Source organism: Nannocystis punicea (assembly GCF_026965555.1).
GTDB classification, from domain to species: domain Bacteria; phylum Myxococcota_A; class Polyangia; order Nannocystales; family Nannocystaceae; genus Nannocystis; species Nannocystis punicea.
In genome coordinates, this window is record NZ_CP114040.1 from 3,940,018 (window position 1) to 3,966,459 (window position 26,442).

The 26,442-nt window shown below is 73.1% G+C and carries 22 protein-coding genes; 13 read left to right on the top strand and 9 right to left on the bottom strand.

Features of this window, described 5'->3' with window-relative positions:
• Positions 1 to 191: 191 nt before the first annotated feature.
• Positions 192 to 557 carry an Mpo1-like protein gene (locus O0S08_RS15160; protein ID WP_269039854.1) on the bottom strand — a complete coding sequence of 122 codons (366 nt, stop codon included), beginning with the start codon at positions 555 to 557 and terminating at the stop codon, positions 192 to 194.
• A gap of 943 nt (positions 558 to 1,500) precedes the next feature.
• Complete coding sequence (locus O0S08_RS15165; protein ID WP_269039855.1) at positions 1,501 to 1,965, bottom strand: NUDIX domain-containing protein; 465 nt, start codon at positions 1,963 to 1,965, stop codon at positions 1,501 to 1,503.
• Between the two features lie 62 nt (positions 1,966 to 2,027).
• Between O0S08_RS15165 and O0S08_RS15170 the strand changes: the two genes are divergently transcribed.
• The 3 genes from O0S08_RS15170 to O0S08_RS15180 are packed head-to-tail and all read left to right on the top strand — an operon-like array spanning position 2,028 to position 5,039.
• The gene (locus O0S08_RS15170; protein ID WP_269039856.1) at positions 2,028 to 2,540 is read left to right on the top strand and encodes a DUF507 family protein; all 513 of its coding nucleotides are present in this window, start codon (positions 2,028 to 2,030) and stop codon (positions 2,538 to 2,540) included.
• Positions 2,540 to 3,346, top strand: coding sequence for a hypothetical protein (locus O0S08_RS15175; protein ID WP_269039857.1), 807 nt, complete (start codon positions 2,540 to 2,542; stop codon positions 3,344 to 3,346). Before O0S08_RS15170 ends, O0S08_RS15175 begins: the two co-directional genes overlap by 1 nt.
• A gap of 13 nt (positions 3,347 to 3,359) precedes the next feature.
• The gene (locus tag O0S08_RS15180; protein ID WP_269041963.1) at positions 3,360 to 5,039 is read left to right on the top strand and encodes an acetate--CoA ligase family protein; all 1,680 of its coding nucleotides are present in this window, start codon (positions 3,360 to 3,362) and stop codon (positions 5,037 to 5,039) included.
• Positions 5,040 to 5,377: 338 nt separating this feature from the next.
• Here the strand turns inward: O0S08_RS15180 and O0S08_RS15185 are convergent, their stop codons facing one another.
• The 4 genes from O0S08_RS15185 to O0S08_RS15200 form a co-directional block, all read right to left on the bottom strand.
• Positions 5,378 to 7,168, bottom strand: coding sequence for a HEAT repeat domain-containing protein (locus tag O0S08_RS15185; protein ID WP_269039858.1), 1,791 nt, complete (start codon positions 7,166 to 7,168; stop codon positions 5,378 to 5,380).
• Between the two features lie 406 nt (positions 7,169 to 7,574).
• Positions 7,575 to 8,546 (bottom strand): TerC family protein, encoded by a 972-nt coding sequence (locus O0S08_RS15190; protein WP_269039859.1) that lies wholly within the window; start codon positions 8,544 to 8,546, stop codon positions 7,575 to 7,577.
• A gap of 12 nt (positions 8,547 to 8,558) precedes the next feature.
• A complete protein-coding gene (locus O0S08_RS15195; protein WP_269039860.1) occupies positions 8,559 to 9,080 on the bottom strand; it encodes a hypothetical protein in 522 nt (173 codons plus the stop codon).
• Positions 9,081 to 9,119: 39 nt separating this feature from the next.
• Positions 9,120 to 9,938, bottom strand: coding sequence for a competence/damage-inducible protein A (locus O0S08_RS15200; RefSeq protein ID WP_269039861.1), 819 nt, complete (start codon positions 9,936 to 9,938; stop codon positions 9,120 to 9,122).
• 131 nt (positions 9,939 to 10,069) lie between these two features.
• Between O0S08_RS15200 and O0S08_RS15205 the strand changes: the two genes are divergently transcribed.
• From O0S08_RS15205 to O0S08_RS15230, 6 genes are all read left to right on the top strand, one after another.
• Entirely contained in the window at positions 10,070 to 11,074 is a 1,005-nt protein-coding gene (locus tag O0S08_RS15205; RefSeq protein ID WP_269039862.1) for an aspartate carbamoyltransferase catalytic subunit, read from the top strand.
• A 19-nt stretch (positions 11,075 to 11,093) separates the two neighbouring features.
• Positions 11,094 to 12,284, top strand: coding sequence for a glutamine-hydrolyzing carbamoyl-phosphate synthase small subunit (gene carA, locus O0S08_RS15210; RefSeq protein WP_269039863.1), 1,191 nt, complete (start codon positions 11,094 to 11,096; stop codon positions 12,282 to 12,284).
• Between the two features lie 68 nt (positions 12,285 to 12,352).
• Positions 12,353 to 13,066 carry a hypothetical protein gene (locus O0S08_RS15215; RefSeq protein WP_269039864.1) on the top strand — a complete coding sequence of 238 codons (714 nt, stop codon included), beginning with the start codon at positions 12,353 to 12,355 and terminating at the stop codon, positions 13,064 to 13,066.
• 79 nt (positions 13,067 to 13,145) lie between these two features.
• Positions 13,146 to 15,005 carry an OPT family oligopeptide transporter gene (locus tag O0S08_RS15220; protein WP_269039865.1) on the top strand — a complete coding sequence of 620 codons (1,860 nt, stop codon included), beginning with the start codon at positions 13,146 to 13,148 and terminating at the stop codon, positions 15,003 to 15,005.
• Between the two features lie 105 nt (positions 15,006 to 15,110).
• Positions 15,111 to 16,769 carry an NAD(P)/FAD-dependent oxidoreductase gene (locus tag O0S08_RS15225; protein WP_269039866.1) on the top strand — a complete coding sequence of 553 codons (1,659 nt, stop codon included), beginning with the start codon at positions 15,111 to 15,113 and terminating at the stop codon, positions 16,767 to 16,769.
• Between the two features lie 592 nt (positions 16,770 to 17,361).
• A complete protein-coding gene (locus tag O0S08_RS15230; RefSeq protein ID WP_269039867.1) occupies positions 17,362 to 18,741 on the top strand; it encodes an IS1182 family transposase in 1,380 nt (459 codons plus the stop codon).
• Positions 18,742 to 19,034: 293 nt separating this feature from the next.
• Here O0S08_RS15230 and O0S08_RS15235 read toward each other — a convergent pair whose 3' ends face one another.
• The 3 genes from O0S08_RS15235 to O0S08_RS15245 all read right to left on the bottom strand — a co-directional run bounded on the left by O0S08_RS15235 (position 19,035) and on the right by O0S08_RS15245 (position 22,567).
• Positions 19,035 to 19,679: a M23 family metallopeptidase gene (locus O0S08_RS15235; protein ID WP_269039868.1), complete on the bottom strand. Its 645-nt coding sequence runs from the start codon at positions 19,677 to 19,679 to the stop codon at positions 19,035 to 19,037.
• Positions 19,680 to 19,915: 236 nt separating this feature from the next.
• Complete coding sequence (locus tag O0S08_RS15240; RefSeq protein WP_269039869.1) at positions 19,916 to 21,283, bottom strand: FG-GAP repeat domain-containing protein; 1,368 nt, start codon at positions 21,281 to 21,283, stop codon at positions 19,916 to 19,918.
• A 306-nt stretch (positions 21,284 to 21,589) separates the two neighbouring features.
• A complete protein-coding gene (locus tag O0S08_RS15245; RefSeq protein ID WP_269039870.1) occupies positions 21,590 to 22,567 on the bottom strand; it encodes a hypothetical protein in 978 nt (325 codons plus the stop codon).
• 105 nt (positions 22,568 to 22,672) lie between these two features.
• On the opposite strand from O0S08_RS15245, the gene O0S08_RS15250 reads away from it, so the two are divergent.
• From O0S08_RS15250 to O0S08_RS15265, 4 genes are all read left to right on the top strand, one after another.
• Complete coding sequence (locus O0S08_RS15250) at positions 22,673 to 22,828, top strand: hypothetical protein (RefSeq protein ID WP_269039871.1); 156 nt, start codon at positions 22,673 to 22,675, stop codon at positions 22,826 to 22,828.
• Between the two features lie 173 nt (positions 22,829 to 23,001).
• Positions 23,002 to 23,436, top strand: coding sequence for an acyl-CoA thioesterase (locus O0S08_RS15255; RefSeq protein ID WP_269039872.1), 435 nt, complete (start codon positions 23,002 to 23,004; stop codon positions 23,434 to 23,436).
• A gap of 27 nt (positions 23,437 to 23,463) precedes the next feature.
• On the top strand, positions 23,464 to 24,513 hold the full coding sequence (locus tag O0S08_RS15260; protein WP_269039873.1) for an NAD(P)H-dependent glycerol-3-phosphate dehydrogenase: 1,050 nt from the start codon (positions 23,464 to 23,466) through the stop codon (positions 24,511 to 24,513).
• 259 nt (positions 24,514 to 24,772) lie between these two features.
• A complete protein-coding gene (locus O0S08_RS15265) occupies positions 24,773 to 26,365 on the top strand; it encodes a serine/threonine-protein kinase (RefSeq protein ID WP_269039874.1) in 1,593 nt (530 codons plus the stop codon).
• The last annotated feature ends 77 nt before the right edge of the window (positions 26,366 to 26,442 follow it).

The following is a 26,442-nucleotide window of genomic DNA, read 5'->3' on the forward strand; positions in this document are numbered from 1 at the left end:
GGCTGGCCTTGAGGACAGGTGCGAAGGCGTGGAGCGGGCTGACCGCCGGGACAGACTGGATGGCCGGGGCGAGCGAACCGCGTGAGCTGGCCTTGAGGACAGGTACGAACGCGCCGGCGGGCGGGCCGGCGCGATCTCGCGGCCGCGCGGGGCGGGCTGTCCGCAGGGACAGGTCGCGGACGCGGGCCGTCTCAGGTGCGGGCGCGCTGGGGGGCGTCGGGGGCCGGGGCGGTGCTGCCGAACAGGCGGATCATCTCGCCGCGCATGCGCCCGGTGAGGCGGAGGCGCAGCATCTTCATGTCGCCGATGAGGGACCACAGCGGGTACTTGAAGCTGGCGGGCTTGTTGCGCTCGATGAAGAAGTGGCCGATCCACGCCGGGCCGTAGCCGATCACCAGCGCCAGCGGGAACAGGCTCCAGCGGCCGTGCCAGGCGATCCAGGCCAGGAAGAGGTAGGCGCTGCTGGTCCCGATGTAGTGCAGCGCGCGATTGACGGGGTGACGGTGCTCGCCGAGGTAGAACGGCCAGAACTCGGAGAAATCGCGGGGCGCGGGCATCGCCCCGACCATACGCCGCGGCCGGGCGGCCGTCACGCGCAGACGCGGAGGCTGGCCGAAAAGACAGGTTGTGCGCGAGATCGCCGGACCTGCAGGAGCCGGTGGCCCCGCGCGAGTGAACGCGCAGAGCGGGCCTCGCGCAGGGCCCTGGGGGCATGTGGCGCCAGGTCGACCGTCGTCCGCTCGCGGCCGTGGTGCGGCGACATTGTGCGCCGGGTGGGTAGAGGCGGCGAAGATGACCGCAAGGACAGGCGGAGCGCCTCGCCGCCGCGCTGGCGCCTGGGCGGGGACCGGCGGGCGACGGGCGGAGCCTCGCGGCCGCGCCGGGGCTCGCCTGACGCAAATGCCGGCGTGGTGGGGACCGGTGGGGCGGCGCGGGGAGGCGCGGGGGCTGGCGAGGATGACCGCAAGGACAGGCGGGAGTCGCCGCCGGGGGCCGCGCGGGCGCTCGCCCGCAGCAGTACGCCCGCGGGGGAGGACCTGCGGGGCTGCGCGGGGAGGGGCGGGGCCCGCGAGATGACCGCAAGGACAGGCGGGAGGCGCCGCCGGGGCCGCGCGGGGCTGACGTCGACCCCGCAGGCGGGAGTCGCCGCCGGGGCCGTGCAGGCCGACGTCGACCCCGCAGGCGGGAGTCGCCGCACGGGGCCGTGCGGGCCGACGTCGACCCCGCAGGCGGGAGGCGCCGCCGGGGCCGTGCGGGCTGACGGTCGACCCCGCAAGCGGGAGGCGCCGCCGGGGGCGTGCGGGCTGATGGTCGACCCTGCAGGCGCCGGGGCCGTGCGGGGCTGACGATCGACCTCGCAGGCGGGTCGGGACGCGCGGCGGGAAAGTTCGCCGCACTCGGGATCAGCGGGCGAGGCCGTCCTGGGACGCGTCGGCATGGCGCGTCGCAGGCGCACGACAGCGCGGGTGGCGGGGGACGGGTGGGGCCTGGTGGAGAGGCTCAGGGACGGATGGGGAGCGGCGGGGGCTGGATCCGTCCGGCGCGCACGTCGGCGATGAATTCGCGGTCGGCGGCCAGGAATTCGCCGACGGGGAGGGCGGCGAGATCGTGGGCGACGACCGCGGCGTCGGCCTCGAGGCGCAGGGCCGCGAGCCAGTCGGAGCCCTGCCAGGCGCCGGCGTCGACGTGGTAGACGATCAGCAGGACCTCCGGTCCGGGGCCGGGGTAGACGTGGTGCAGGACCTCGGCGACGGCGCCGATCGGCAGGTCGCCGGCGGCCGGACCCCACTCCTCGACGAGCTCACGCCGCAGCGCGGCGCGCGGTGACTCACCGGGCTCGACTTTTCCGCCGGGGAGCTCGAGGGCGCCGGCGCCGTGGCGGGCGCCGGCCGGACGGCGCTGGACGAGGAGGCGGTGGGGGCCGAGCCAGACGAGGCCGGCGGCGACGATGAGGCGGGGCTGCACGCCCGTGGTTGGTACCGCACCCTGGACGCTCGGAAAAGCTACGCCTATCCTCGGCCCACCCCATGCGTCTTTATTCAAGTAAGATCACGACGATCGTCGAAGCCGTGAACAAGACCCTGGTCGACGCGGGCGACCTCGAGGTCAGCGACCGCGAAGAGTTCAAACGGGATGTCGAGTCGATCCTCAAGGAGTACCGACGCAAGGACCGCGAGCTCACCGACCGGGCGAAGGACGAGCTCGAGCGGAAGAAGCTGGCCTACTCCGATCTGTTCAAGGTCAAGCGCTCGATGGCCGAGGAGCAGGACTTCGGGATCGGGGAAGAGGCCTTGAACTGGATCGCCAATCAGCTGCTCGAGCTGTTCATGCAGAGCAAGTTCGTGTCCGAGATCTACGCCGACGACTCCGTGATCCGGAAGAAGCTCAAGGAGATCCTCCGCCGCCACATGCAGGCCGACGAGGACCTCGACCGCGAGGTGCGGCGCCACCTCAAGCACCTCACCGAGAACACCTCCACGTTCGAGATCGAGTACCAGAAGCAGCTCGAGCTCATCAAACGGAAGCACGGTCTCGACTAATGGCTCATATCCTGGTCTACGCCCAGCGCACCCCGCAGGGGATCCATCCGGCCAGCGCCGCGGCCCTGTGCCTCGCCCGCGACATCGGCAGCGAGCGCGGCGCCACGGTCAGCGCGGTCTGTCCCGGCGACGCCGGACGCGCCGACCAGTTCGTCATCGGCGCGGTCAGCCGGTTCGGCGCCGACGGGCTGACGTTCCTCGGCCCCGCCGGCCTGCGGCCGCTGCAGGAGCGCCTGCACCCGCTGCTGGTGTTCGTGCCGCACACCGAAGAGGGCCTGGCCGCCGCGGAGACGCTCGGCGGCGCGGAGGCGCTGTGGCTGCAAGAGCCCGAGGTCGAGTGGGAGCGGCTGGCGTCGATCACCGCGATCGTCGCCGGCACGCTGCCGTGGTACGAGCTGCCGGCGATCATCGACGCCGAGTACGACAACGAGGCGAGCCTGGTCGACCTGCCCGAGTGGGTCGCCCGCCTCGAGCAACACAGCGGCCGCGGCCCGCTGCGTCACTTCGCCCGCGAGGACCTCGACCAGGCCACGCGCGCGGCCCTGGCGTCGATCGGCGCCAAGCCGGTCGGGCCGGAGTACCTCGACCAGCACACGGCCGGGACGCTGCTGTGGCTCGGCGGGGCCGACCAGCCGGTGCCCGAGGCGCTGGCCGCCCGCGGCCCGGGCGCCCGCGTGATCCTGTTCCCGGGCGAGGGCGCCGAGATCGACGTCAGCTGGACGCGCGCCGACTGGGTCCTGCCCGGCGCGTGGCCGGAGGCGGTCAAGCAGCTCCACAGCGAGCTGTGGAAGCCGGTCATCGTGTGACGGGCGCGCCTTGGTGACCGGTCCCGAACGAGCTGTCTCTTCGGCCAGGTCCGCCCTGCGGGCACTGCTCGCCGGCGAGGCGCTGGTCGGGGACGACGTCGGGGACGCGTTCGCCGGCGCGGGCGAGCTGCTCGGCGAGGCGGCGCTGGCCCGGCGCGTGCGCGAGCAGGGCGCGGCGGTGGTGGTCGCGCGCGAGCCGTCGCCGACGCTGCTGCGAGCGCTGCGCGAGCGACCGCCGGCGCTGCTGGTGATCACCGGGCCGGAGCTGCCGGCGGGGTTCACGTCGCGGACGCTCGGGCCGGCGGCGCAGCTGGCGATCGAGGCCGGAGAGCTGGTGATCGTCGGGCCCGACGCGGCGGCGCTGACCGGGCTGCGGGCCGCGTTCGCGGCCGCCGGGATGAAGCCGCGGCTGTCGCTGAGCCCGGCGCCGGCGTGGCTGCCGGAGTGGTTGGCGGCGCCGGAGCTGGCCGGGTGCCGCGTGGCCGGGATGGTGCCGGCGGCGAGCCTGCACGCAGGCTGGGCCCGCTGGGCCCGCAGCGCCGGGGCGCGCCAGGTGGTGGTGCCGCTCGGGGTCGAGGCGCCGCGCGTCGATACGCCGCGCCACCCGTCGCTCGGCCAGGCGGCGGCCGCCCACGCGCTCGAGCGCCTGACCGGGCCGGTGTTCCCGAGCCCGGGGGTGCTGGCGCTGCTGCTGGACGCGGAGAGCATGTCGCCGAGGACAGGTCCCTCAGGGCATGTCGCGGAGAGCATGTCCGAAGAGTCCGCCGCCGCGGCGCTGTGGCGCCAGGCCCGGCGGGCGCTGCCGCTGCAGGGCGACGACCAGGGGATGGAGGCGCCGCACCCGGGCCTGAGCCGGGGCGGGCCGGCGAACGCGACCACCGACGCGTTCCTGGCCCAGCGGGCGCTGCTCCGCCGCGAGCGCGCGGAGTCGCTGGTGCGCGCGGCCGCCGACGAGGTCGCGCCGTCCATCGATCCGGCCGCGCTGGGCCGGGCGGAGGAGGTGCTGCGCTCGGCCGGGCAGGCGCTGTCGGAGCACGAGAGCAAGGTGGTGCTGCGCGGGTTCGGCATCGAGGTGACGCGCCAGGCGGTCGCCGGCTCGGCCAGCGGCGCGGCCCAGTTCGCCGAGCAGATCGGCTTCCCGGTGGTGCTGAAGGCGGTCAGCCCCGACCTCCGCCGCAAGCAGGAGCTCGGGGCGGTGGTCCTCGACCTGACGACGTCGGCGGCGGTCCGCCGGGCCTACGCGACGGTCGTCGCCAACGTCGAGGAGCGGGCGCCGACGGCCCACCTCGACGGGGTGCTGGTGGCCGAGCAGATCGGCGAGGGCCTCGAGATCCACTGCGGCGCGGTGGCGCTGCAGAGCGGCGAGACGGCCCTGTTCGGGCGCGCCCTGGCCGGGCACCAGGAGGTGGTGCTGCGCCTGTCGCCGCTCGACCCGGCCGAGGCGATGCTGTTCGCCCAGGCGATCGTGGCCGGGGTGCCGCTGCGCCGCAAGGACGACCCGGGCCTGCGCGAGCTGGCCGGGCTGCTGCTCCGCCTCGACGCGCTGGTCCGCCACTTCGGGGCCGCCAGCGCCGACAGCGAGGGCCGGCTCGAGCTGGTCGACCTCAGCCCCGTGCGCCTGTGCGCCGGTCCCCGCGGCTACGTGACCCTCGACGCGCGCATCGTCCAGCGGGCGCATCTCGAGGGGCTGTAAGGCTGTACTCGGGGACATGCTCGAAGGGGCATGTCCCGTGGGGCATGTCCTGAGGTGGGGGGCGATGGGCGGGGGCGAGGCGCGTTGCATCTTCCAGGGTCGTCTCGACGGGCAGGAGGCGCGAGGTACAGCGGGGGCTTGTCTGGTCGGACCGGGATGCCGACGAGCGCATCTCCAGGGCACCGCGAGGAGCCAAAGGCGCGGTGGCATCGAAGGGCACGTCCGCGAGGAAAGGCAGGAGGCGCAGAGGACGCTCCGGCTCACATCAGGACATGTTCATGGGGGCATGCTTGAAGCGTAATGTCCAATGGGACATGTCTTTTTAGACAGACATTCGTTCAGCGCGGGCGGTCGTTGCGGCGCCAGCGGGCGTCCTGGGCGCTGAGCTCGCGGATGGTGGCGATGGCCTCGCGGACGGCCTCGCGGACCGGGAAGAACCGGCGGCAGCCGGCCTCGTCGCAGCGACGCTGCCCGTCGGGGGTGTAGGGGTCGCGCTGACGGGCGCGCAGGGCCGGCAGGGCGTCGCGGTGGCCGATCTTGCCGAGGGCGACGGCGGCGGCCTCGCGGGTGCCAGGGTCCTCGTCGCTGAGCCACTGCGTGAGCGAGCGGGCGAGCGGCGCCGACTCGTGGAGGCGCAGGGCCGTGTCGCAGCGCTCGCCGAGGCTGGCGACGTGGCGCGACCACTGGCTGCTGAAGCTGCCGAGGTAGATGCCGGCCTCGTTCGGGTCGCACGGGTCCCACGAGGGCCGATTGGCGACGGCGCCGATCGCCTCGAGCGCGCGCTGACGAGGACCGTCGGCCAGGTCCGGCAAGATGTGCCCGAGCTCGGTGAGGGCGGCGCGACCGGCGACGTCGGCCAGGCCCTCGATGGCGTGGACGCGGGCCTCCCAGGCCTCGGAGCCGCGACGACCGAGGCGAGCGAGGGCTGCGCTGCGCAGCGGCTCCGGCGTCCGCTCGAGCGCGGCGCGGAGCTCGGCGGGCTCCGCGTCGCGGCCGGCGGTGAGGAGGGCGCCGCGGTACATCCGCTGGACGTCGAAGCCGGCAGAGGCCAGGCGGGCGGGGCCGTAGTCCATGCTGTCGGGGGCTGGCTTCGGGACCATGTCCCGCGGGCCATCCACGTCGAGGAGCCGCTCGGGCACGGCGACGCGGCAGTCGCCGGCCCGCTCGGCGCTGCGGATCGCGCCGCGGACCTGCTCGCTCCAGCGGTACGAGACGCTGGTGCCGCACATGCCGCCGCCGGGGTCGGCGCGGCGGTAGAGCTCGCCGGCCAGAGCGGGATCGCCGAGCAGCTCGGCGCCGAGAGCGAGGTCGCGGAAGACGTAGGAGTAGCGGGCGCCGCCCCACGCCCAGTGGCTCTCCGCGCTGCCCTGGAGCGGGCCCGGGAAGCCGAGCCGGGCCAGGTAGGCGCGGCCGTTCTGCACGAGGCCGAGGACGTCGCCGCGGGCCCTGGCGTCGCTGGCGGCGGCGGCCAGGCGATCGTTCTCGGGATCGGGCGCGGCCGGGGTCAGCGGGCTGCCGGGGCTGGCCTCGACCGCGCCGCCGACGACCGGGCCGGCGTCGGTGACCGCGGCGAAGAAGTAGGCGAGGTCGTCGAGCTCGGCGGAGGTAGGCGCCTCGCCGCGGAGGACGCCGCCGTGGCGGCGGAGGACGGCGAAGTCGGCCAGGGCGAGGCGGGCGGCCGCGACCTCGGTGCGGGTCGGCGGGGCGCAGCGGGCCTTCGGGACCGCGTCGGCCATGGCGCGGGTGAGGATCGCCTCGAGGCTGCGCTCGGCGGAGTAGATGCCGATGGCCTCCAGGCGCAGGAGGACCGGCGCGTCGGCGGGCAGGCCGATCTCGCCGAGAGTGTCGAGGAGGTGGCCGGTGGCGGGCTCCTGGGCCAGCGCCGGGCAGGAGGTGGCGTTGCAGGCGGCGACCATGTCCTCGAGGACATGGACGACGTCGGCCCGCCCGAGACCCGCCGCGCCGGCCAGCTCGGCGCGGGTCTGCTGGCCCGGGTGGGCGAGCCCGGCCCGCTCGACCGCGGCCCGGGCGGCCTTCGCTGCGCTGTCCCAAGAGACCTGTCCCGAAGTGCTGGTCGATGCGGCGGCGGGAGCGAGGGCGAGGACGAGCGCGAACGCGGCGGGCGTCATGCCCGGTCAGACAGAGGCGCGGGGCGCCGGTTCCCGCGACGAAGCAGGCGCGTCTGCAGACGGTCCGCGGGGAGTGCAGGGACGCGCGGCGCCGGCGTGCACGAGGTCACGAGGTGACGCGGACACGGGCGCCGATGCAGGCAGCGGTGAAGAGGCATTGCCCGCGAAGCAGCGACCGAGATCGCTAGGCGAGGCGGGTACGAGCGGGAGTCGCCGTGGACTGATGCGGCGAACCCAGTGTATGCGCGCGAAGGACGGGCCTGGCTCGCCTTCGCCCTGGATTGCAGCCCCTGGATCGCCAGCGGCCGCGGGCCCCCGCGACGCGCAAGCCGCCGGTGCGCGACGCCGAGGGCGGCCGCGCATGTGCGAGGGGACATGTCCTCGCGGACATGCCCCTGCGGCCAGCCTACTTGTTCGCCTCGGGCGGGGCGCTGGGCGGGAACAGGAGGCTCAGGGTGATGGCGCCGCCGATCAGGACCGACACGACCCCGAGCGAGATGCCGATGGGGATGTGGAACGGCTCGATGTGGGGCGGGTAGCCGACGCCGAGCAGCATCTTGGCGCCGACGAACGAGAGCACCAGGCCGAGGCCGTACTTGAGCAGCCAGAAGCGGTCGATGACGTTCTCCAGCAGGAAGAACATCGCCCGCAGGCCCATGACGGCGCACACGTTGCTGGTGAAGACGATGAACGGGTCGGTGCTGATGCCGAAGATCGCGGGGATCGAGTCGAGCGCGAACACCACGTCGGCGGTCTCGACCATCAGCAGGGTGACGAACAGGGTCGTCACGTAGCGCTTGCCGTCGCGGCTGACGAAGAAGCGCGGGCCCTGGAATTCCTTGGTGACGCGGAAGTAGCGCTCGGCCCAGCGCTTGACCCAGTTGTCCTGGCCGGCCTCGTCGCCGTCGCCGCCCTCGCGCACGAACAGCAGGCGCAGGCCGGTGAACACCAGGAAGCCGCCGAACAGGTACAGCGACCAGGTGAACATCTCGATCAGCGCCAGGCCGGCGACGATGAAGATGCCGCGCAGGATCAGGGCGCCGAGGATCCCGGCGAACAGGATCCGGTGCATGTACTCCTGCTGCACCCGCATGTAGCGGAACAGCACGATGAAGACGAAGATGTTGTCGACCGAGAGCGCCTTCTCGATCACGTAGGCGCTGAGGAACTCGAGCGCCTTCTCCTCGCCGTAGGCGTGCCAGACCCAGCCGTTGAAGGCCAGGCTCAGCAGCACCCAGATGCACGACCACATCAGCGCCTCGCGCATCGACACGCGGTGCGGCTTGCGGTTGAAGAGCCCGAGGTCGATCGCCAGCAGGACGAGGATGCCGACGAGGAACGCGCCCCAGGTCAGGGGTGAGCCGACGGATTGAAACAAAGTGAGGCTCGCTCAGCTCGCGGGGGTCGTCTTGTCGGTGATCAGCGCCATCGAGTCGGCCTTGACCTGGATGGTCAGCTTGCGCGGCTTCGACTCGGCGTCGTAGCGCAGATCGACGAGCGTGCCCGTGAACGAGATCGGCAAATTGCGACCGAGCGGCCGGCCGAGCTCCTCCGTGGAGAAGATCCGGTAGTCGATGGTGATCTCGAACAGCACCGGCTCGGTGACGTGGGCGAAGGTCTCCCACGCGCCGTGCTCCGAGCCCTCGACGCCCGCCGCGAGGCCGTTGCCCGCCTCCGTGACCGCCTGCCCGCGGAAGCTGCCCGGCTTCTCCTGCAGCGACTTGACGAAGTCGTCGCGCTCCTGGGGCTTCATCGAGTTGAAGCTCTCCAGGTTCTTCTTGTTAAAGGTGAGGTCGGCGCCTTGCGGGTCGTACGCCGCGGGGAGCGCCAACAGGTCCTTCTTGGGCTGGCTGCACCCAGAGACGGCAAGCAATGCGCTGGTGAAGAAGAGCGCGGTCAGACTGCGGCGCATGGGCCGGAAGCTAGCACGGAACTTTCGGAGGAGGGATGGTCACAAGAGCGCACCGTCCGGCGGCACCGCCAGGACGGCCGCGTCGCCGAGCGCCCGGGCCAGCGCGGCCCGTGCGTCGCCCGCTCGCCCGGCATGCTCGCCGATGGCCTCAAAGGTCACGCGCACGACGCAGCGCAGCCGCCCGTCGTCGCCGCTCAGCCAGCGCGGATAGGACCCGATCTCGACGTCCGGATACTCGGCCACGACCCGGTTCAAGCTGGCCGCGAGGTCGGACTCGTCCATCTCCGTGTGCAGGGTCTCCAGCGCCCAACCACCGGCGTCGGGCAGCTCGCCGGGGATCTTCTCGAGCGCCTCGATCTTGGCCCGGCACAGCTCCGGGATGCCGGGCAGCACGTAGATCCGCCGCGCACTCGCCTGCGCACCCGCGGGCAGGTCGATCCGCATCACCGGCCAGCCGCGGGCGGCCGTCAGCGCGGTGCCCTCCGGCAGGTCGGCCATCTTCAGCGCGGCCTCGGTGATGCGCTCGCCGAAGTGGGCGCGCAGGGTCCGCTCCATGTCCGGGTCGCGCAGCAGCGGGCGACCGATCGCCCGCGCGATCGCCTCCATCGTCACGTCGTCGTGGGTGGGGCCGACGCCGCCGCTCGTGAACACCAGCGGCACGCGGCCGAGGAGGCGCAGCAGCGCCTCGCCGATCGCGCCGAGGTCGTCCTCGACGGTGCACATCTCGACCAGGCGGATCCCTCGCCGGCGCATCATCTTCGCCAGCTCGTGGCCGTTCTGGTCGCGGATCTTGCCGCTGAGGAGCTCGTTGCCGATGAGGAGGACGGCGGCGCTGGTGACGGTGGGTTCGCGGTCCATGGGGCCTCGTCGCAGGGTACCAGGAGTGACAGGCAGGTGAGCCAGGGCACCGCCGCGGTCCGGGCGCGAGGGGGTGCGCGGGTTGACGCGACGCGCAGGCCGGCGCTATCCCTCCGCGCCAGGTAGAGGCGATGCACCGCGCAGGCGACAGCGGCGACGGGGGCGCGGCAACGCGGCGGGGTCGTCGTCCCGGCCGCGACCTGTGCGAGATCGCCGACCTGTCGCCGGCAGAGGCCTGCGCCGTGCTCGCCGCCGCCACCCGCGTGTTGCCCCTCGCCGAGGGCACCGGGGCCCGCGAGCTGCCGATCCTGCGCGGGGCCCAGATCTTGAGCGTGTTCTCCGAGCCGAGCACGCGCACCCGCCTCAGCTTCGAGGTCGCGGCGCGCCGGCTCGGCGCCGAGGTCGTGCACTTCGTGCAGGACGCCGCCAGCTCGGCCAGCAAGGGGGAGAGCGAGCGCGACGCGCTGGAGAACCTCGACGCCATGGGCTTCGACGCGGTGGTCGTCCGCGACCGCCGTGACGGGGTCCCGCGCGCGTGGACCGAGGTCATGCGCGCCCGCGTCGTCAACGCCGGCGACGGCGTCAACGAGCACCCGACGCAGGCGCTGCTCGACGCGCTGACGATCCTCGAGGCGTTCGGCCGCGCGCCGGCGCAGGGGGCGATGACCGGGCTGCGCGTGGCCGTCTGCGGCGACGTCCGCCACGGCCGGGTCGCCCACTCCGATCTGCAGCTGTTCCGCACTCTCGGGGCCCAGTGCGTGGTCGCGGGGCCAGGCGACCTGGCGCCGCCCGAGCTGGCCGCGCGCCTGGGGGCGACGGCCGCGCCCACCCTCGACGACGCGCTGGCCGGGGCGGACGTCGCGGTGATGCTCCGGATCCAGCGCGAGCGCCTCGGCGCCGACGTGGCGATCCCCGACGCGGCCAGCTATCACGCGGCCTGGGGGCTGACGCCCGCGCGTCTGCGCCTGCTCGCACCCGGCGCGATCGTGATGCACCCGGGGCCGATCAACCGCGGCGTCGAGATCGCCGACGCGGTCGCCGACGGCCCGCACAGCCGGATCCTCCGCCAGGTCACTCTCGGCGTGGCGGTCCGCATGGCCGTGCTGGCGCGCGCCTGCGGGGTCGAGCTGCTCTGAAGAACATGTCTGGAGGACCATGACCCAAGCAACAGCCCGCCCCGATCTCGCCTCGCGTCCGCTCACCTCCGGAGGGCCCGCCGCGCGCCCGGGCGCGCTGGTCCTGGCCGACGGCCGGGTGTTCCGCGGGCTCGGCTTCGGCGCCGCGACCACCGTGGTCGGCGAGGTGGTGTTCAACACCTCGATGACGGGCTACCAGGAGATCGTCACCGACCCGTCGTACACCGGGCAGCTGGTGTGCCTCACCGTGTCGGAGGTCGGCAACGTCGGCGTCAACCCCGACGACGAGGAGTCGCGCGCGCACGGCTGCGCCGGCCTGATCGTCCGCGCGCTGTCGCCGGTGGTCTCGAACTGGCGCTCGCAGGAGGACCTGGGCAGCTACCTGGCGCGCAAGGGCCTGCCGGGGCTGGCCGAGGTCGACACGCGGGCGCTGACCCGCCACCTGCGCGACCGCGGCGCGGTGATGGCGGCGCTGTCGAGCGAGCACGACGACATCGAGAAGCTGCTGGCGCTGGCCCGCTCGGCGCCGTCGATGGAGGGCCAGGACCTGACCGGCCGGGTGACCACGGCGAAGTCGTACGGGTGGGACCAGCCGAGCTGGGAGCACGCGGCGCCGGCGGCCGACGTGCACGTGGTCGTGTGGGACTACGGGATCAAGCTCAGCATCCTCCGTCGCCTCCGCGACGCGGGCGCCCGCGTGACGGTGGTGCCGGCGAGCACGCCGGCGAGCGCGGTGTTGGCGATGCGGCCCGACGGGATCCTGCTGAGCAACGGCCCCGGCGACCCGGCGGCGGCGACGGCGGTGATCGCCGAGCTGCGCGGCCTGCTGGCGGCGCAGGGGCTGCCTCCCGTGTTCGGGGTGTGCCTCGGCCACCAGCTGCTGGCGCTCGCGCTCGGCGGCCGGACCTTCAAGATGAAGTTCGGACACCACGGCGGCAACCACCCGGTCCGCAACGAGGACGACAAGAAGGTGGCGATCACGTCGCAGAACCACGGCTTCGCCGTCGACCTCGAGTCGCTCGGCGCCGGCGCGGCGCTCACCCACCTCAACCTGTTCGACAGGACCTGCGCCGGCCTGCGCGTCCGCGGGCGCCCGATCGGCTCGGTCCAGTACCACCCCGAGGCCGGCCCCGGCCCCAACGACGCCACCGACCTGCTGGCCGGCTTCGTCGCCCAGGTCCGCCGCCTCCGCCGCGAGCGCGCCGGCTGAGGCGTGGCGGACAGGTCCGCGAGGACATGTTCGCAAGGGCAGGGCGTGAGGGACAGGGGTGAAGGGACATGTCCCGGGGGACAGGCGAGGACGGCGAGGCGGACGGCGCGAGGCCAGGGCGTGACGAGGGGCCTGTCCCCGAGGACATGGGGCGGGCGCGGCTGTCGGCGGCGCTCGACGAGCTCGGCGAGCGGGTGTTCGGCGGGCGCGACGGGGCCCGCAGGGCGGCGCCGCTGCTCGAGCGGTGGGACCGCGAGATAGGCGTGCACACGTCGCTCGACAGCGGCCACGAGGCGCTGGCGGCCGCGCGGGTCGACTGGGCCCTGTGCGACGCGGAGCCGCCCGGGGCCGCGCCCGGCGACACGTGGGCCTGGCGGGCGGCGACGGGCCGGGTGCCGGGGATCGAGCCGTCGCCGCTGTACCGCCTGCTGGCGACGACGCAGGCGGGGATCTTCGAGGTCTGGCCGGGGGCGCCGCTGCTCCTGCGCGATCGCCTGCGCGGGCTGTGCGTCCGCGTCGACGAGCCGGCGCCGTGGCTCGGCGAGTCGCGGCGGGCGGCCGCGCTGTGGGAGCTGCGTCTGGCCTTCGGGACAGGCGCCGCGTGGATCTGCCGGACGCCGATCGAGTACCCGCTGGCGATCGCGCCGCTGCTGCAGCGCGCCCACGAGGGCCACTGGCGGGCGCCGCAGCGGATCGACCTGACGCCGTGGCGCCGCCAGCGGCTCCGCTGGGCCCGCGACCGCCGCGGCGAGGACCCGCGCAGCTTCTTCTCGGGGCTGTGAGCGGCGCGCGAGGACCGGCGAGATCGGCGGGGTCCGGCTTCCGCCGGCGCGGGGACCTCTGGTATTGCTCGAGCTCGCCGTGACTGCCCCGACGAGCCAGCCCTCCATGCGCGAGTTCACGGTCCGGGCGGTCGTCACCGGCATCGCGCTCGGGGTCGTGTTCGGGGCCGCCAACGCCTACCTCGGGCTCAAGGTCGGGATGACCGTGTCGGCGTCGATCCCGGCGTCGGTGATGACCGTGGCGCTGCTGCGCGGGCGGGCCAGCCTGCTCGAGGCCAACCTGTCGCAGACGATCGGCTCGGCGTCGACGTCGCTGGCGACCGGCACGATCTTCACCATCCCGGCGCTGTTCCTGTGGGGCCTCGCGCCGCCGTTCTGGCAGATCGCGCTGCTGGCCCTGCTCGGCGGGGTGCTCGGGCTGGCGGCGATGATCCCGCTGCGGCGCATGCTGATCGTCGACGGCCACGGCGAGCTGCCGTACCCCGAGGGCCGCGCCTGCGCCGAGGTGCTGCGGGCGACGACCACCAGCGCGAGCGGCAGCGCGTGGATCTTCCGCGGCATGGCCGTCGGCGCGGGCATGAAGCTGCTGGTGGCGCTGCTGTTCGCGGTGCCGGGCGAGGCGGGCGCGGCGGTGCCGCTGTTGCCCAAGGCCGAGGTGGCGCTGGAGTTCGCGCCGGCGCTCCTGGCCGTCGGGTTCATCCTCGGCTATCGCCAGGCGGCGGTGGTGGTCGCCGGGGCGGTGGTTTCGTCGCTGGCCCTGATCCCGCTGATCGCGTGGATCGGCGCCGGCCTGCCCGGGCCGCTCTACCCCGAGCGCGAGCTGACGATCGCGCAGATGGACGCGTCGCAGATCTGGCGCCAGTACATCCGCTACATCGGCGCGGGGGCGGTGGCGACCGCGGGGATCCTGACTGTCCTCCGGAACATGCCCATGATGGCAGGTGCGTTCGTATCTGTCGCAAGGGGCATGCGCAAAGAGACAGGTGAAAAGGCGGCCGCCCGCGCCGCGACCGACCGCGACCTGCCGGGCGGGTTCATCGCCGCGGCCATCGCGGTGGTGATCGCCGCGGTCGCGCTGGTGCCGGGTCTGGTCGCCGGCGACCTCGGCTTCGTCGCCCGCCTGGTGTGCGCGCTCGGGGTGGCGGTGTTCGGCCTGCTGTCGGTGGCGGTGGCGGCCCGCATCGTCGGCATCGTCGGGGTGTCTTCGCAGCCGACGTCGGGGATCACTCTGGTGACGCTGCTCGGCACCGCGGCCGTGTTCGCGGCGCTCGGCTGGGACGACCTCGGGGCCCGCGCGGCGGTGCTGACCGTCGGCACCGTGGTGGCGGTGGCGACGTCGAAGGCCGGCGACATCTCGCAGGACCTGAAGACGGGCTACCTGGTCGGGGCGACGCCGGCGTGGCAGCAGCTCGGGCAGCTGATCGGGGCGGCGTGCGCCTGCTGGGTGGTGGCCGGCACGGTGCTGCTGCTGTCGAGCTACGGCTTCGGCGGCAAGGAGCTGGCCGCGCCGCAGGCGACCCTGATGAAGACGATCATCGAGGGCGTGCTGAGCGGCGAGCTGCCGTGGGGCCTCGTCGCCACCGGGGCCGGGATCGCGGGCGCGGCGATGCTGTGCGGGGTGTCGGGCCTGGCGTTCTCGATCGGGGTGTACCTGCCGATCGCGTCGATGCTGCCGATCTTCGTCGGCGGCTGCGTGCGCGCGCTGTCCGAGCGCGGCCGGCCGGCCGAGGGCGAGGCCCGCACCGGGATCCTCGCCGCCGCCGGGGTGGTCGCCGGCGAGGGCCTCGCGGGCGTGCTGGTGGCCGGGCTGGTGGTCGCGGGCCTGGTGCCGAAGAAGGCCCCGCCGCTGCTCGGCGGCGAGCTCGGCGAGCTGGCGACGCTGGCGCTGGTGCTGGCGATCTGCTTCTTCCTCTACCGCGGGGCGCGGGCGACCGCGTGAGGCTGCAGGTGCTTCAGGACATGTCCGGAGGTACAGGGGATGCGCGGGCGCGAGGAGCAGGACATGTTTGATGGGTCATTGCTCGAAGAGCAGGTCTGAGAGGACATGTCGGAAGAGTCATCCAGGGAAGGCGCGGTGACGGACGGCGCGGAGCTCGACGCGGTCGACGTGCTGGTGATCGGCGGCGGGCCGGCCGGCAGCACCGCGGCGGCGGTGATGGCCCGAGCGGGGCTGCGGGTGCTGCTGCTCGAGGCGGGGACGCACCCGCGGGCGCACGTCGGCGAGAGCTTGCTGCCGGGGATCATCCCGATCCTGGCCGAGATCGACGCGCTGGCCGAGGTCGAGGCCGCAGGCTTCGGCCGCAAGACCGGCAGCACCCTGTGGGGGTGGGGCAAGACGCCGCGCTGGGACCTGTGGTTCCACGACAGCGACGCGTACGACCACGCCTGGCTGGTCGAGCGGGCCCGCTTCGACGCGATCCTGTTCGCCGCGGCCGCGCGCGCGGGGGCGGTGGTGCTCGACCGGGCGGTCGCGCGGACGCTGCTGTGGGACGGCGAGCGGCTGGTCGGCGTCGCGTGGGAGCGCGCGGGGGCGCAGCAGGAGACGCGGGCGCGGCTGGTGCTCGACGCGACCGGTCAGTCGATGCTGCTCGGGCGCGCGAAGGACCGCCGCGAGGAGATCGCCGGGCTCAAGCACCAGGCGATGTGGGCCCACTTCACCGGCTGCGTCGGCGTGCCGCCGCCGCGCCACGAGCAGGCGCTGTTTTTGGCCGAGGCCGAGCGGTGGTGGTGGTTCTTCCCCGTCGGCGGCGGCAAGGCGAGCGTGGGCGTGGTGCAGCTCGACGCCGGCGAGGCCCGCGGGGCGCCGCGCCGCGACTTCGACGCGCTGCTGGCCGCGGCGAGCGAGCTGGGCCCGGTGCTCGGGCCGGCGGCGACGCGGGTGACGCCGGTCCGCCACGAGCGCGACTGGAGCTACCGCATGTCCGAAGTGACAGGTCCCGGGTGGATCCAGATCGGCGACGCGGCCGGCTTCATCGACCCGGTGCTGTCGACCGGGGTGCTGCTGGCGCTGCACTCGGCGTGGCACGCCGGCCGCACCGCGATCGCGGTGCTGAAGGGCGGCGCGGACGAGGCGAGCGCGCGCGCGAAGTATCAGGCCCACCACCGCGAGATGTTCGGCGACCTGCTGCGGATGGTCCGCTTCTACTACCAGCAGAACCTTTATCGCGACGACTACTTCTGGGAGTCGAAGCGGATCTTGCTGACCCGCGACACCGAGCTGAAGCCGCAGAAGGCGTTCGTGGTGCTGACCAGCGGGTTGGTGCAGAACCTGGCGCTCGACGAGGTGCGCGACGAGGCGACGGCGCGCCAGACGGCCCGCACGGAGGGCCAGGGGCGCGAGCTCGGCGAGGCCGGGGCGGACCGCCTCGGGTTCGTGTGCGTGCACCTGCGCGAGCGCGCGGCGGCGCCGGGGCAGGGCGACCTTTACCTGCTGATCGAGCCGCGCGACCCGGTGGCCCCGGCGCTGGCCCGCACCCGCAACTTCGACATCGGGGCGATCGCGCCCCGCCACGGCTCGGACCCGCTGCGCGTGCCGGCCCTGGCGCCGGCGATCCGCGGCTTCGTGGCCCTGGTGCAGGGGCTCGACGCGACCGCCGGCGCGACGCTGGCCGAGTTCTGGCGCGCGGCGCGGGGGCGCTTCGGGACATGGCTCAAGGAGCATGTCCCGGAGAACATGGCGCTGGTGCGCGTGTTCGGCGAGTGAGGCCGCCAGGCTCTTCGGACATGCTCTTTAGCACATGTCCGAAGGGCTAATGCCGCGACCGGGGCATTTCGAGCCTTCCTCGCGCCGGGATCCGGCAGCCTGGCGAGGCGCGAGGAGGGCGCATATCGGAACGCGGCCAGCGTGACGGAGAACAAGCGAGGAAGGGTCGAAACGCCCCGGTCGCGGCGCTAGGAGCCTGTCCAGGAAATCGCGCGTCCGAGGGCGCGGGGCCGTGGAGGGCTGGGTGACGGCGGGCACGGAGCGGCGGAGCGGGTCCCTCGCGACGGCGGGGCCCTCCCAGGCAACGTGCTCGGCGCCCTTGGGCTTCGATGGTGAGCTGTCGTTGAGGACAGGTTCGTTCGTGCTTCGCGGACGATGGCGCCTGCGCGCGGTTGCCTGCGGCCCCTCCCGCCTGCGTCCCACTCCGCCGCTCCGTGCCCGCCTGCGGAGAGCGTCGCGGCCCCGCTTGTCGCCGTGCGAGTTCATTCGCCCAGGCCATGAGCCCGGATGTCTCGAAGGACATGAGAATCCTTGCGACGAACCAACAATGTTAGCAGCTCGATTTCGCACGAAGGTGTTTCATGAAAGCGGCATGAGCAAGACATTCCGCCCGTGGGAGATCGACCAGCTCCAGCTCCTGCCGCCGTCCGTGCACGAGTTCGTGCCGGAGGGTCACGTCGCCCACTTTGTCCGGGAGCTGGTACGAGAGTCGCTCGACCTGTCGGAGATCTTCGGCGCGTACACAGAGGAGCGCGGGCAGCCCCCGTTTCACCCGGCGATGATGACTGCGCTGCTCCTGTACGCCTACTCGCAGGGTGTGTTCTCGTCCCGGAAGATCGCACAGGCGTGCGAGCAACGGGTCGACTTCATGGCCGTGACTGCGTGCCAGCAGCCGGATCATCGCACGATTAATGACTTTCGCCGGCGGCACCTCCCGGCGCTCGGCGGTCTCTTCGGCCAGGTTCTCCGGCTGTGCCAGAGAGCCGGACTGGTGAAGCTCGGACACGTCGCGCTCGACGGGACGAAGATCAAGGCGAACGCCTCGAAGCACAAGGCGATGAGCTACGCGCGGATGAAAGAGGTCGAGCCGCAACTCGCGGCCGAGGTCGCGCGGTGGTTCGCTGAAGCCGAAGACCTCGATCGTAGCGAGGACGACCGGCACGCTGATGGTCGCACCGACGAGATGCCGGCATGGGTGCAGAGCAAGCAGGAGCGCCTGGCAAAAATCCGTGCGGCGATGGCGGTGCTCGAGGCCGAGGCTGCCGCCGAGGCCGCCGCGCGTGAAGAGGACCGACGCGCAGCCGAGGAGGCCAGGGTTCGTGACGAAAAACGGCCGGAGCCGACTGTACCGCGGCCTCACCACATGGCTGATGGGACACCTTCCGACAAGGCCCAGCGCAACTTCACGGATCCCGAGAGCAAGTTGATGATGACCAAGGACGGCTTCGTGCAGGGCTACAACGCCCAGGCCGCCGTCGATAGTGCCTCCCAGGTGATCGTCGCCGAGATGGTGCTCGCCGAGCAGAACGACGTCCGTGCGCTCGCACCGATGCTCGCACAGATCAAGGCGAACACGGGCAGGCAGACGCGCGAACTGTCGGCCGACGCGGGCTATTGCTCGGAGGCGAATCTCCGCGAGCTCGGTCGCCGGCACGTCCGCGGCTACATCGCCACCGGACGGATCAAACACGGCGAGGGGAGCGCGAAGGGTCGCATTGGTCAGCTCCCCGGCACACAGGCCCATGACATGCGCATGCGACTCGCCCGCGCCGGATATCGGAGTCGCTATCGCCTGCGCAAGCAGGTCGTCGAGCCCGTCTTCGGCCAGATCAAGGCCGCGCTCGGCTTCGGCCGCTTCTTCATGCGCGGCATGAAGAAGGTGCAGCTCGAATGGCGGCTCGTCTGCACCGCTCACAACTTGCGCAAACTGCTGACCGCAATCGGTCGCGCCGCACTCGCCGCCGCTCGGTGAGCCTCCCGCGCGGCGACAAGCGGGGCCGCAACGCTCTCCGCAGGCGGGCACGGAGCGGCGGAGTGGGACGCAGGCGGGAGGGGCCGCAGGCAACCGCGCGCAGGCGCCATCGTCCGCGAAGCACGAACGAACCTGTCCTCAACGACAGCTCACCATCGAAGCCCAAGGGCGCCGAGCACGTTGCCTGGGAGGGCCCCGCCGTCGCGAGGGACCCGCTCCGCCGCTCCGTGCCCGCCGTCACCCAGCCCTCCACGGCCCCGCGTCTTCTGGCGCGCGTTTTCTCAGGCAGGCTCCTAGTACTCGACGTCGGTGTCGGCCTCGGCCAGGGCGGGCAGGCCGGGGTAGCCGTGGAGCGGGGCGCCGATGAGCCACAGCGGGTCGACGGCGAGCGCGCCGATCTTGACGGTGAGGTGGAGGTGCGGGGCCTCGCTGCGGCCGGTGTTGCCGACCAGGCCGAGGGCGGTGCCGCGGTCGACGGGCAAGCCGACGTGGACCAGGATGTCGTGCATGTGCCCGTAGTAGGAGGTGACGCCGAGGCCGTGGTCGACGATCACGAGGTTGCCGAGCAGCAGGTCCGGGCCGGCGAACGCGACCACGCCGGGGCCGATGCTGAGGATCAGGTCGCCGATGCCGCCGCGCAGGTCGAGGCCGCGGTGCAGCTTGGTGCCGATGCCCGTCATCGGGTTGGTGCGCCAGCCGAAGTACGAGGTGATGTGCGGGCTCTCGACCGGCCAGCCGAAGCGCAGGCCCGGACGCGCGGCCTCGATGCCCTCGGCGGCGAACGGGTCGCGCGGGGCCGGCGGCTCGGCCGGAGCGTCCGCCGCCGCCGCCGCGGGCTCCGTCGCCGCCTCGACCGCCGTCGCCGGCTCCTCGGCTTCTCCGCACGCGAGGACCGTTGCGAGGACGGCGAGCGAGGATGTCCGGAGGGACAGCGTCACGGCGCGCGCAGGCTAGCAGATCCGCGCGCCGCGGTCATCCCGCCCGAGCACGAGCTGCGCGCCCGATGCGAGGCACCTCTCGGAGTGCATGACCGGCTGCATGCGGAGCGCGGCCGCGGGATCAGGCATGAACCGGCGGGATCGACGGCCGCGGTGGGCGCCGCTCGAGCCGGTCGAGCGAGGCTCGAGCGGCTCGCCGCTCCGGCGTTTGTCCTCTCTCTCGGGTCGCACGCCGCTCAGGGCTCGTTGGTGGCGATGTAGTACCACTCGCCGCTCGAGCCGAAGACGCTGTTGGGGCCGCCTCCCGCGAAGTCGGTGATGAAGAACGGGTCACCCGCCTGCAGCGAAATCCCGGAAATGAGGTTGTGCTGGGAGAAACCGCCGGCGCCGTCGTTGCGGCGGACGATGATGGACTCCGCGCTGGCGGTGGCGATGTCGAGCCAGCCGTCGCGGTCGATGTCGCCGACGGCGACGAGGCTGGCGCCGCAGTTCACGAGGTGGCGGGTTCCGGCCGCGAAGCCGCCGTTCGCCTGGGTGTAGACGACGATCTCGCTGTTGTCGTCGCCGGTGTTGGTGGCCACGCCGACGAGGTCGCCGAGGCCGTCGCCGTCGAGGTCGGCGATCTCGAACTCGTGGAACGACAGCTCGGGCGGCTGGATCACGCCCTGCTCGGTCTGGACGCCGCCCGCGTGGCGGACGATCCGCGGCGAGCCGTCGGCGACGAACACGAAGTCGTCGCGCACGCCGTCGAGGTCGAGGGCGCCGAGGGTGTAGGTGGGCACGGGATCCGCGAGCACGGGGCCGGCGGTGGCGGCGAACATGCCGGCGCCGTCCCCGAGGAGCACGACGAGGTTGTCGACCCCGGGCTGGTCAGTGATGGTGACGACGATGTCGAGGTGACCGTCGCTGTCCCAGTCGACTGCGTCGAGGGTGAACACGCCGTCGCTGACGAGGACGATCCGGTCGTCGGCGAGGCCGCCCGCGCCGTCGAGCAGCAGCGCGTGGACGCTGAAGCCGTCCGGCCCGTGGGTGTGGGCGAGGACATCGACGACGCCGTCCTCGTCGAAGTCGCCGCTGGCGCGCAGCCGCAGCTCCGCGCCCGGGGACACCGGCCAGGGGTGCTCCGCGATGGTGTTGATCGCGAACAGGTAGTGCTGGCCGACGACGCTGTCGTCCTCGTAGGTCAGCAGGAGGTCGGCGCCGTCCTGGCCGTTGAGCTGCAAGGGCAAGCTCGAGGTGATGACGGGGCCCGGACTGCCGCCCTGGGACCCGACGAAGCAGATCTCGCCGAGCTGGTCGACGCCGTCGCGGCAGGTCGGAGGCCAGGTGTAGAGGAGCTCCGCGCAGCTGGCGGGCTCGCCGGTGGTGCCGGTGGACGAGTCGCTCGAACCGGCGGTGTCCGTGGTGGTGGAGGGCTCGGGCGCGCCGGTGCTGCCGGGGTCGGTGGAAGGATCGGGCGCGTCGGTGCCGGATGTGTCGGCGACGCCGGTGCCGTCGCTGGCGGTCAGCGGGGAGCAGTCGCCGATGCAGAGCTTGTTGTCGAACTCGCACGCGGGGAGCAGCGCGACGAGCGTGGTGAGGATCGTGAGCGGTCGAGGGTGCATGTTGGCCTTTCAGCGGTGAGTGCCGAGGGCGGCCGGATTCCGTGCGGTGAAATTCGAGGTCGTAGCGATCGGCTCGCGCTCGCGGTCGACGCGCTGAACCGCGAGGGCCCGTTCGCTGCACGCGGTGCGCTCGCGGAGCACGCGGTCCGCCGACGGTCCGATCGCTGCGAGGGGGCGCGCCTCCCCGCAGCGGGGTCGACGGCCCGCGGGGCTGTCGCCGAAGCATGTCTTCAAGGACATGCTTCAAGGAGAATGTTGTTCAAGGCATGTCGCCAGGAGCATGTCTCGGAAGACATGCCCGAGCGGTCATGCGGCGGCGGTGAGCAGCTCGAAGTCGACGAGCAGGCGCAGCAGGGCGGGGGAGACCTCGACGCCGAGGCCGCGCAGCTCGGCGAGCACGGCGCCGGTCGGGCGGCCGTCGAAGCGCGGCAGGAGGTCGAGGAGGGCGGTCGGCAGCTCGAGCGCGTCGGTGTCGAGGTAGGTGACGACGCGGCTGCGCTCGTCGCCGCGGTGCGAGACGCGGATCGTGCCGAGCTGGAGGGCGTCGGGCAGCGGCACGGTCAGGGCGGCGTGGGCGGCCAGGACGTCGTCGACCTGGGCCTCGATCGCGGGGCCGATGAGGGCCTGTACTTCGGACCAGCCGAGCGGCTCGACCAGCTCGGCGGCGCGGCGGAAGAAGTCGCCCTCGCGGCCCGCCCACCAGCTCCACGCGGCCTCGCCGGTGTCGTTCTGCGGGGTCTCCTCGAACAGGATCGTGCAGGCGCACCAGTGGCTGAGCTCGCGCTCGACGGCGGTGAGCAGGACCTCGAGCGCCTGCCAGAACCGCTGGCCGCGGGCGCCGCGGTCGTGCTTGCAGTACCAGGTGGCGCAGATGCCGTTGCGGTGGCGCCACACGCCGCACAGGCCGCCGGCCTCGCCGAGGTAGTAGGGGCAGAAGAGGGAAGGGTTGCGCCCGAATTGCTCGGCGGCCAGGATGTCGCGGTAGCGGTCGCGCTCGTCCTCGGTGGCGTCGAGGCCGTGCGGGGTGATGCTGCCCGGCTGCGCGGCCATGCGCCGCAAGAGCCGCTCGCGCCCGGCCAGCGAGCCCGCCTTGAGCGAGCCGCCGACGAGGTAGTTGGCCAGCGCCGGCACGTAGGTGCAGCACTTGGTGGCGTCGGCGAAGCGATAGCCCTCGGGCACGTGACTCTGACACTGCACGCAGTCGCTGCAGGTCGCGGCCTGTTCTTCGGGTAATGGCCCTCCGAGCAGGTCGGAGATCCAGCGGCCGTACAGCGGCGGGAGCATCGGCGGCGAGTCGGGCCGACGCTAGCACGCGCGCGCGAGCGAGGGCGCTCTACCACCACCCGCCGACCCTTGCGCGCAGGGCCGCCGCGCAGCTAGCTTCGCGCCATGGGTGGGGTGCAGGCGGGGCCGCGTCCGGCGGCGAAGAAGGTGTTCGATGTCGACGCGATCCGGCGGGTGCCCGGCGGGATCGCCTCTCACCGCGCGACGCTGCAGGTGCTGGGCCCGCAGACGCCGGGCCCGGCCGCCGAGGCGTCGCGCTGAGGCTCACGCCCGCGCCGGCGCCGCGACGGCGCAGGATCTGGCGAGCGCGAAGGAGACGGCGAGACGAGGCCGAGACGGGCCGGCGAGCGACGCGGCGAGCGCGGCGGGGACGAAGCGCGGCCGCGCGAAACGGCCGGTCGCGGCGCCGGGACCCGTGCTCTACTCGCGCCGCGATGACGGCGGACCTCACGGCGCTCCCGGGCGTGTTCGATCACCACCACACGGTCGCGCCCGAAGAGATCGACGAGCTCGACCACGTCAACAACCTCCACTACCTGGCGTGGACGCAGACGGCCGCGAAGGCCCACTCGATCGCGGTGGGCTGGCCGTTCGCGCGCTACCGCGAGCTCGGGGCGACGTGGGTGGTGCGCGCGCACGCGATCGAGTACCTCCGCCCGGCCCGCCTCGGCGACGCCGTGGTCGTCCGCACGTGGGTGACCGAGATGGGGAAGATCCACTCGCTGCGCCGCTACGAGATCGTGCGCTCCGAAGGCGGGGTGGTGCTGGCGACCGCCGAGACTCGCTGGGTGTTCGTCAAGATCGCCGGCCAGTCGCTGGCGCGGGTGCCCGAGGAGCTGCGCGCGGCGTTCCCGGTGGTCGCGCGCTGACGCGGGCGAGGTGTAAAACCAGTGGCGATGACGAACGCTCCCGCGTCCCCGCCGCCACCGACGGTCGCCGTGCTCGGCGCCGGCAGTTGGGGCACCGCGCTGGCCCTCCATTGCGCCCGCCGCGGGCTGCCCGTCCGGCTGTGGACCCGCAGCGTCGAACACTACGAGGCGATGGCCGCGGCCCGCGTCAACGCCCGCTACCTGCCCGAGTTCCCGTTCCCCGACAACCTCGCGGTCGAGCACGACCTCGGCCGCGCGCTCGCCGGCGCCGGCTTCGTGATCCTCGCCATCCCCAGCCACGGGCTCAGGGCGACGCTGCACCTGGTCCAGGCGGCCCTCGCCGAGCTCGCCGCGGCGGCGCCGCGGCCGTACTACCTGGTGGCCGCCAAGGGGGTCGAGATCGACAGCCTGCGGACCATGGCCGACGTGGTCCATGAGACATTGCCCAAAGAACATGCGGAGCGGATGGCGGTGCTCGGCGGGCCGAGCTTCGCCGCCGAGGTCGCGCGCGGGCTGCCGACGGCGGTGGTGATCGCCAGCGCCGACGCGGCGGCGGCGGCGGCGATCCAGCAGTGGATGCACGGCGACGGGCTGCGGGTCTACGCCACCGACGACGTCGTCGGCGTCGAGCTCGGCGGGGCGTTCAAGAACGTGATCGCGCTGGCGGCCGGCGTGTGCGACGGCGCCGGGCTGGGCCAGAACGCGCGCGCGGCCCTGATCACGCGCGGGCTGGCGGAGATCGGTCGCCTGTGCATCGCCCTCGGCGCCGATCCCGTGACGCTGTCGGGGCTGGCCGGGCTCGGCGATCTCGTGCTCACCTGCACCGGCGGTCTGTCGCGCAATCGCAGGGTCGGGCTGGCGCTCGGGCAGGGTCGGGCGTTGCAGGAGATCCTCGACGAGATGGGGATGGTCGCCGAGGGCGTCAACAACACGCTCAGCGCCCATCGCCTGGCCCAGCGCGAGCAAGTCGAGATGCCGATCACCCAGATCATGCACGCGATCCTCTACGAGGGCATGAGCGTGCGCCGGGCCGTGGCGGCGCTGATGCAGCGCGACCTGAAGCCCGAACGGGACTGACGCGCGGCCCGGGCCGTCGCGGCCGCCCCCTTGCCGTCGGCGGCGAAAGGTGGGTACCCGCCTACCAATGGGAGTGCGCGATCCCGGTTGCGGCCCGGGCGCAGGCCCAGGTCCTCATCGCGCGGGCCGCCGCGCCCGGGCCCCGCCGCCGGGATTTCGCCCGCAAGGCCGCGACTTTATCGCCGACGCCGCGGCCACCGGGCGCTAGAGGCCGCCGGGGCTTGGCGACAGATCGCAGATCCGTTAATCTGGGGCCGCCTTGAGCAACATTGAGCCAACGCCCTTCGGCGACAAATATGTGCTGGTCGAGCACATCGCTACCGGCGGCATGGCCGAGATCTATCGCGCCACGTACTCCGGCATCGAGGGGTTCGCCAAGGAGCTGGTGATCAAGCGGTTGCGCGAGGAGTTCGCCGAGCGGCCGAACGTCGTGCGCATGTTCCTCGACGAGGCCCGCGTCGCCGCCACGCTCACGCACCAGAACGTGGTGCACACCTACGACCTCGGCGAGATCGGCGGCGAGTACTTCATCGCCATGGAGCTCCTGAAGGGTCAGGAGCTGGTCGCGGTCCTGCGCAAGTCGGCCAAGACCGGGCTGCACCTGCCGCTTCAGATCTCGCTCGGCATCATCATGCAGGCCCTCGAGGGCCTCTACTACGTCCATTCGCGGGCCGACGACCGCGGGCGCCTGCTCGGGCTGTGCCACCGCGACATCAACCCGACCAACATCCACGTCGGCTACGACGGCACCTGCAAGATCGTCGACTTCGGCATCGCGGCCACGCGCGCGAGCGTGCAGGGCGGCGGCGAGGGCCAGTTCGCCGGCAAGCTGGCCTACATGGCCCCGGAGCAGGTGCTCGGCCACCCGATCGACGCGCGGGCCGACATCTTCGCGCTGGGCGTGGTGCTCTACGAGATGTGCCTCGGCCGGCGACTGTTCCGCGGCGCGGCCGAGGAGGTCGCCGAGCGCATCGTCGAGGGCGACATCCCGGCGCCGACGTTCGTCGACTCCGAGTTCCCGCCGGCGCTCGAGGCGATCATCATGAAGGCGCTCGAGGTCGACCCGGCCGAGCGCTACCAGAACTGCGACCACATGTTCCGTGACCTCGAGCGGTTCACGGAAGAGGCCGGCATCCGCAGCACGCCGCGCATCATCTCGAACTACATGTCCGAGATGTTCGGCGAGGGCGCGCCGGCCGAGGTCAACTACGACGACCTCTACGACGACCTCGCCGACGAGGCCCTCGACTTCGACCAGTTCGACCGCCTCGACACGCAGGCCGAGAAGGACGACGCGCCCGACTGGGCCAAGCCGGCGCAGTCCGACACGCGCAGCAAGAAGTCGATGACGATCGGCAACCTCGACGCGGTGCTCGCCGAGGCCCAGCGGCTGCAGCAGGTGCAGCAGCAGCAGCAACAGCAGGCCCAGCAGCAGGCGCAGCAGAAGCCGTCGACCGGGTCGGCGCCGACGACCCGCAGTCAGCGCGCGGCGTCCGAGGCGGCGGCGGTGGCCGGTGCCCGCCGCGCCCGCAAGCAGACGCCGTCGGCGCGGCACAAGACGGTGCCGCCGAGCGCCGCGCAGAGCATGGGCTCCGGGCCGCGCCGGCCGCCGACAGGGGCCAACCGCTCGCTGGCGTCGGGCCGCGCGCCGCTGGCGAAGCCGGGCGCGACGACGTCGACGTCGTCCGTGCCGGTGGTGGTGGTCGACCCGGGCGCGACGAGCACCACCTTCGGTCACGGCATCATGGCCGACCAGAGCAAGCGGGGCAGCGCGGCCATCACGTGGATCCTCGTGCTGTTCGGCCTCGGCGGGCTCGGCTACGTCGCGTACACGATGTTCTCGATGAAGTAAGACCGAGAAGAAGTTCCAGCGCGAGCCGACCGACGGGACGAGCCGAGAGCGGTCGGGGCGAGCGACACAAGAAGCGG